The organism is Kitasatospora sp. MBT63 (assembly GCF_000710465.2).
Lineage (GTDB): Bacteria > Actinomycetota > Actinomycetes > Streptomycetales > Streptomycetaceae > Kitasatospora.
On sequence record NZ_JAIZ01000006.1, the window covers coordinates 1 to 6,986 of the forward strand.

Consider the following 6,986-nt stretch of genomic DNA (forward strand, 5'->3'; position numbering starts at 1 on the left):
CGGGCCCGAGGGCGGGGCGGCGGGCGTACCGGCGGCCCGGGCGGCCGGATCGGCGGCGCACCCGGCCAGCAGGGCGGGCAGCAGCAGGGCGGCGGCGGCCGCGCCGACGGCACGGCGGTGCTGTGACAGCTGGTGCGGGAGCAGCAAGGTGACGACTCCTGAGGTCTCACCGGCCGCCTCGGGGCGGCCCGTTTCTGCCGCGTATGACGCCCGGCGTTCGGCCCCGGTTCCGCCGCCGGCGACCGCTCAGAACGGGTACCAGCGGACCGTGGTGTCGCCGGCCCGCAGCGAGTCGACCCGGCGGCGGAACTCGGCCAGCGCGGCGGGCGAGGCGGCGGCCTGCTGGGCCACCCAGGCGGCGCTGGCGGTCTCCCGGGCGCCGCGCAGGACCGCGAAACCGGGCCACTCCCGGACGTCCCAGCCGTAGGCGGCGGTGAACGCGGCGTACTCCTCGGCGGGGACGCCGTACCGGTCCTGGCTGAGCGCCAGCACCACCAGGTCGTGCTCGCGCAGGTCCTCGGCGACGTACTCCAGGTCGAGCAGGACCGGGCCGTCGGGGCCGAGGTGGACGTTGCGGGGCAGTGCGTCGCCGTGGATGAAGCCGGGTTCCAGCCGGGGTGTCAGCCCGGCGACGGCCTCGGCCGCCCGGATGCGGCGTTCGCGCAGGAAGCGGGCGTCGGCGGGGTCGATGTGCCCGTCGGCGGCGGCCAGCCAGCGGTCGACCGGGGCCAGCAGGTCGCGCGGCGGGAGCGCGAAGGGCGGTGCGGGCAGCCGGTGCAGGGCCAGCAGCAGCGGGGCCAGGTCGACCGGGCGGGCCGGGCCGGTGGCGGGCGGCAGCCGGTGCCAGAAGGTGACCGGGTGGCCCTGCGCGGCCACCGGCTCCGGCCGGTACGGGCGGACCACCGGGATGCCCCGGCCGTCCAGCCAGCCGGTGACCGCCAGTTCCTGGGCGGCCCGGGCGCCGAGCGCGGGGCCGCGGCCGACCTTGGCCACCACGGCGGGGCTGCCCAGGTCGAAGACGGCGTTCTCGCCGAGGGCCAGCAGGACGGCGTCGGAGGGGTCGGGCAGGTCGGCTTCGGCGCAGGCGGCGGCCAGCAGGGTGCGGGCGCAGGCCTCGTCGAAGGCGGCGGCGGGGGTGGTCATCGGGCGGCTCCGTCCGGGCGGGTGCCGCCCCATCCTGCCGCACGTGTCGGGCACGAACGGCGCCGGGCCCCGCGCGACGCGCGGGGCCCGTGCGGGGGTGGTGCGGTGCGGCGAGGTGGTGCGGGTCCGGCCGGCCGTCCCCGGTGCGGCCGGCCGGACCCCGGGATGCGGTTCCCCGGTGCGGGCGGGTCAGATCCCGGCGTGCTGCCGTTCGGCGGCGTGGCGGCCGGACGGCCCGGCGGGGGCCGGGACGGCCGGCGGCAGGCCCTCGCCGTGCGAGAGGTCGGGCAGCCAGGCCAGCCAGCGCGGCAGGTACCAGTTGCGCTCGCCGAGCAGGCTCATCGCGGCGGGCAGCAGCACGGCCCGGATCACGGTGGCGTCGATCAGGACGGCGACCGCGAGGCCCACGCCCATCTGCTTCATCGACTGCATGGACAGGGTGCCGAAGACCGCGAACACACCCACCATGATCACGGCCGCGCTGGTCACCACCCCGGCGGTGGACCGGATCCCGTACGAGACGGCCGCCGCGGTGGACAGGCCGCGGTCGTGCGCCTCCTTGATCCGGGAGACCACGAACACGTGGTAGTCCATGCTCAGGCCGAACAGGATGACGAACAGGAACAGCGGCACCCAGGACTCCACCGCGCCGACCCCGGCGGTACCCAGCAGCGAGGCGCCGACGCCGTGCTGGAAGACCAGCGCCAGCACGCCGTAGGCCGCGCCGACCGAGAGCAGGTTGAGCACCACGGCGGTGACGGCGATGCCGAGCGAGCGGAACGAGGTGAGCATCAGTAGGAAGGCGAAGGCCACCACGAAGCCGAAGACCGGGATCATCGCGTCGGACATCTGCTGGTTGAAGTCGTGCGAGCCCGCGGTCTGGCCGGTCACCGGCGCCTCGGTGCCCGGCACCTTGAGCAGGGTCTGCGGCACCACCGAGGCGCGCAGCGCGCGCAGGGCGGCGGTGCTGGTGGCGTCGTTGCCGCTGCCGGGCAGCGGGACGTCGAGGGTGGCGACGTTCTGCGCCCGGTGGACGGTCAGCTGGATCGGGCCGTGCACGCCGGGGGTGGCGAGCGCCGCCTTCTGGAAGTCGGCGAGGGCCCGGGTCATCTCGGGGGAGCCGATGTCCCCGGCCTTGACCACCACGGTGGCGGGGGAGGGGCTGCCGGGGAAGGCGGCCTCGATCCGGGCGGAGGTGGCGACCAGCGCGTTGCCCTTCGGCAGTTGCTGCTGGAAGGTCAGGTTGGCGGTGTGCATGGTGAGCAGCGGCGCGGCCAGGCCCAGCAGCAGGCCGCCGGCCAGTACGGTGGCGGCGAGCGGGCGGCGCAGCACGGGGGTGAGCAGGGCGTTCCAGACCCGGCCGCCGTTGCCGGTGTCGGCGCCGCGCAGCCGGTGCAGCAGCGGGATCCGGCCCTTGTCGACCCGGTCGCCGAGCATCGAGAGCAGGGCGGGCAGCACGGTCAGCGAGCCGAGCACGGCGGTGATCACCACGATGATGGTGGCCAGTGACATGGCCTGGAAGTCGGCGATCCCGGTGAGGAACATGCCGGCCATCGCGACCACCACGGTGACGCCGGAGACCAGGACGGCCCGGCCGGAGGTGGCGGCGGCGATCTGCAGGGCGGTGGCGGCGTCCCGTCCGGCGGCCCGTTCCTCACGCTCCCGGCGCAGGTAGAACAGGCAGTAGTCGACGCCGACGGCGAGGCCGACCAGCAGCATCACCGAGCTGGCGTCGTCGCTGGTGTGCAGCAGGCCGCTGCTGAGCGCGACCAGGCCGCCGGCCGCGATGAACGCGGTGAGCGCGAGGACGACCGGCAGCACGGCGGCGACCAGCGCGCCGAAGGCGATCAGCAGGATGCCGAGCGCGAGCGGTACGGCGGTCCACTCGGCGCGGCTGAAGTCATTGGTGAACTGGTCCTGGAACCACTTGCCGGAGCTGGCCTCGCCGAACTCCTCGACGGTGAGGTCCCGGTGGGCGGCCTGCACCTTGCCGACGGCGTCGAGCAGGGCGGGCACGTTCTCCACCGCCTTGTCGTTGTCCCCGGCGACGGTGAACTGCAGCAGCGCCGAGTGGCGGTCGGCGGAGATCGCCCCGCTGTCGTACGGGCTGTGCAGGTCGGTGGCCCTGCCGGTGCCGTCGACCGCGGAGCGGACCTGGTCGACGACGGCGCGGAAGGCCGGGTCGTCGGCGGTCAGCGCGGCGCTCTGGACCAGGACGGTCTCGCCGGCGGGACGCTTGATCCCGGCGTCGTCCAGGATCTTGGCGGCGCGGGCCACCTCGCCGGGCATCGACTCCGACTGCTCGACCTTGGTGCTGCCGTGCAGTCCGCCGAGGTAGGCGGCGAGGACCACGAACAAGAGCCAGCCGAAGACGGCCGTCTTTCTGTGCCGGGCGCTCCAGGCGCCCATCGTCGCGGCGAGTCCGAGTTTCACTGCTGTGTTTCCCCCAGGGAGAGCGGCGGCGGTGCCGCCGGGAGCGGTCGCCGGCGGTGGTCCGGCGCGCTGTGGAAGCTGCACCACCGAGGCTAGGAACCGGCGTCCTCGAGCGACATCCGGCTTGCGGGGGAGCCGTCCCTGGGCCTTCCCCCACCCCCGTGGTGGGGTTTCCCCTACCTGCGTCCCCGGGATCTCCTCCTCGCGGGCGGACCCGGCTCCACCCTGAGGGGGAGGGATCTCCACCCGGAGCACGAGGTGTCGCCCGGTGTGCGCAGGTGAGGATGGTCAAGGGCCACCCCTAGGGGTGGTTTCGGGGCCGAGCGGCCCCGGCCCCTCCCGCGGTAACTCACTTGCCGGGCGGCAAGTAAATGCCCGTAGGATGCTGACCGTACTTACCTGCCGACCGGCTAAGGGCTGCCGTTGCCGCTCCCTGCCCGGTCCTGCCGTCGCCCGGTGTCCCGTCCCCCAAGGGCTGCGGTGAACCATGCCCAGGAGGCACACGAGCATGTTCCACCGAATAGGACGCTTCGTCGTCAGGCGGGCCTGGTGGGTGATCATCGGCTGGCTGGTCGCCGCCGTGGCCATCATCGCCACCGCCCCCGCACTGACCGCGCAGACCGACGAGAGCGCGTTCCTGCCCAAGCACTACGAGTCCATCCAGGCCTCGCAGGTGCAGGAGAAGGCGTTCCCCGCCAACTTCACCCCGGCCGCGATGGTGCTCTTCGAGCGCACCGACGGCGGCAAGCTGGACGACGCCGACAAGGCGGCCATGGCCAAGGTCGTGCAGGGTCTCACCGACCAGCACGTCAAGCTGGTCGAGACGATCCTGCCGGTCAGCGACCAGTCCACCTCCAAGGACGGCCGCTACGCGCTGTCCATGGTCGGCATGGAGAAGAACTCGGCGCACAAGCCCGAGGCCGCCGACTCCGCCAAGGAGCTGCGCGAGGGGGCCAAGAAGCTCGCCGAGGGCAGCAACCTCAAGGTGCAGCTGGGCGGCCAGTCCGCCCAGAACCTGGACCAGCAGGACTCCTCCAAGCTGGCCAACATGCTGATCGGCGTCGGCACCATCGTGATCATCCTGCTCACGCTGGGCATCATCTTCCGCAGCCCGATCATCGCGCTGCTGCCGATCCTGTCGATCTTCGTCTTCTCGATGGTCGCCAACGGCCTGATCGCCGACGCCAGCAAGGCCTTCGGCCTCAAGGCGGACAGCTCGGTCTCGGCCATCCTGATCATCGTGCTGTTCGGCGTCGGAACGGACTACTTCCTGTTCCTGATGTTCCGCTACCGCGAACGGCTGCGGGCCGGTGACGACCGCAAGGAGGCCGTGGTCAACGCGGTCGGCCGGGTCGGCGAGGCCATCGCCTCGGCGGCCGGCGCGGTCATCGTGGCGTTCAGCGTGCTGCTGCTCTCCAGCCTCGGCATGTTCCAGGCACTCGGCCCCTCGCTGGCCATCGCGGTCTTCGTCACCGCCCTGGCCTCGGTCACCCTGGTGCCGGCGATCCTCTCGCTGATCCCGGAGAAGGTGCTGTTCTGGCCCTCCAAGGCCTGGCAGAAGGAGCCCGCCAACGCCCGCTTCGCCGCCATCGGCCGGACCGTCGAGCGCAAGCCGCTGCTGGTCACCCTGGTCTCCGGCGCGATGCTGGTGGTGCTGTCCTTCGCCGCCTTCGGCTACAAGGGCACCTTCGACCTGGCCTCCGGCTCGATGCCGAAGACCAAGGAGTCGATGGTCGTCCAGGACACCCTGATGACCGCCTTCTCGGCCGGCGCCGCCGACCCCAGCCACGTCTACGTGGAGAGCAGGACCGGCGCCAAGCTCGACCCGGCCGCGCTGACCGGCTACATCGGCGAGCTCGGCAAGGTGCCCGGGGTGGCCCAGGTGGTCGCCCAGCCGCACCTGAACGCGGACGGCACCGTCGCGGACATCACCGTCATGCTCAAGGACGCCCCCGCGACCAACCAGGCCATCGACACCATCGACGGGCTGCGCAAGGTCGCCCACGGCTCCGCGCCGCAGGGCAGCGAGGCGAAGGTCGGCGGCATCACCTCGGTGTACAAGGACATCAACACCGCGATGGCCCGCGACTACTCGCTGGTCTTCCCGGTCGCCGCACTGCTGATCATGCTGATCCTGGCGCTGCTGCTGCGCAGCATCGTCGCCCCGTGGTACCTGATGGCGGCCGTCGGCCTCGGCTTCGGCGCCACCGTCGGCGCCACCAGCCTGGTCTTCCAGAAGATGCAGGGCGAGGCCGGCCTGATGTTCATGCTGCCGATGTTCATCTACCTGTTCGTGGTGGCGATCGGCACCGACTACAACATCCTGATGATCGCCCGGCTGCGGGAGGAGGCGGCCGAGGGCCACAGCCCGCGCAAGGCGGCGGGTCTGGCGCTGCGCCACGGCGGCCCGACCATCGCGGCGGCGGGCAGCATCCTCGCGCTGACCTTCGCGACCATGCTGCTGGCGGGCAACTCGCTGTTCAGCCAGATCGGCTTCTCAGTGGCCTTCGGCATCGCGGTGTCGGCCTTCGTGATGGCGATGTTCTTCACCCCGGCGCTCACCGCGCTGCTGGGCCGCGCCGCCTGGTGGCCGGGCCGGACCGAGCCGTCCGCCGTGGCGCCGGACGCCGGGGCCGAGGGCAGGCGACTGGAGCCGGCCGGCCGGAGCTGAGCCCGACCCCGCCGCACCAGGGGGCACCCGGAACCCGTCCGGGTGCCCCCTCGCCGCGGCGGGCAAACATGGTGTGACCAGGGAAACGTTCCGATCACCATACGGATCGGGCGTGCTACAGTCGACGCAGTTGCAGTATTGGTTCCCATGAACGTGTGTGTGCGCCTGCTGGTACCAACCAACAGGCGCATTTGTTTTGTCCGGTGTTTTGTCTCCGGATGGGGATCGCGGCTACTCGGGGTCCACGAGGTGTGGGCCCCTGACGCCCCAGTGAAAAATGGAGACGGTTATGGCTACCGGCACCGTGAAGTGGTTCAACAGCGAAAAGGGCTACGGCTTCATCGAGCAGGACGGCGGCGGCGCTGACGTGTTCGCCCACTACTCGAACATCCAGTCCAACGGCTTCCGCGAGCTCATCGAGGGCCAGCAGGTCGAGTTCGACGTCACGCAGGGCCAGAAGGGCCCGCAGGCCGAGAACATCCGCACCATCTGAGAACGGCTTCCAGCCGACTCACCAGTGCTGCGCGAGGGCCCGTCCCGCAGGGTGCGGGCCCTCGCCCATGCCGCCGAACGGCCGGGGCGGCGCACTCCACTCCTCCGACGGCCGACCCTCCCCCAGCCTCCGGCCGGGGGTGCCCACCAGGGCCCTACCGCCACGGCAGCCGCCGTGGCCGTCGGCCGAGCAGGATTTGGAGCACCATGACCGACCCCGCACGCACCCAGCGCACCCGTACCGGCG

Annotated in this window: 4 protein-coding genes; 2 read left to right on the forward strand and 2 right to left on the reverse strand. The window is 72.4% G+C overall.

The annotated features are described in order from the left end of the window. Positions 1 to 246: 246 nt before the first annotated feature. Positions 247 to 1,143 carry an aminoglycoside phosphotransferase family protein gene (locus AA75_RS00460; protein WP_033817629.1) on the reverse strand — a complete coding sequence of 299 codons (897 nt, stop codon included), beginning with the start codon at positions 1,141 to 1,143 and terminating at the stop codon, positions 247 to 249. A gap of 189 nt (positions 1,144 to 1,332) precedes the next feature. Beyond that, a complete protein-coding gene (locus AA75_RS00465) occupies positions 1,333 to 3,552 on the reverse strand; it encodes an MMPL family transporter (protein ID WP_051811468.1) in 2,220 nt (739 codons plus the stop codon). 532 nt (positions 3,553 to 4,084) lie between these two features. Between AA75_RS00465 and AA75_RS00470 the strand changes: the two genes are divergently transcribed. Together AA75_RS00470 and AA75_RS00475 are read left to right on the forward strand one after the other, a co-directional pair. Next, the gene (locus AA75_RS00470) at positions 4,085 to 6,247 is read left to right on the forward strand and encodes an MMPL family transporter (protein ID WP_033817631.1); all 2,163 of its coding nucleotides are present in this window, start codon (positions 4,085 to 4,087) and stop codon (positions 6,245 to 6,247) included. Between the two features lie 289 nt (positions 6,248 to 6,536). Then, positions 6,537 to 6,740, forward strand: a complete 204-nt coding sequence (locus AA75_RS00475) for a cold-shock protein (protein WP_033817632.1) — start codon at positions 6,537 to 6,539, stop codon at positions 6,738 to 6,740. Positions 6,741 to 6,986: the final 246 nt, after the last annotated feature.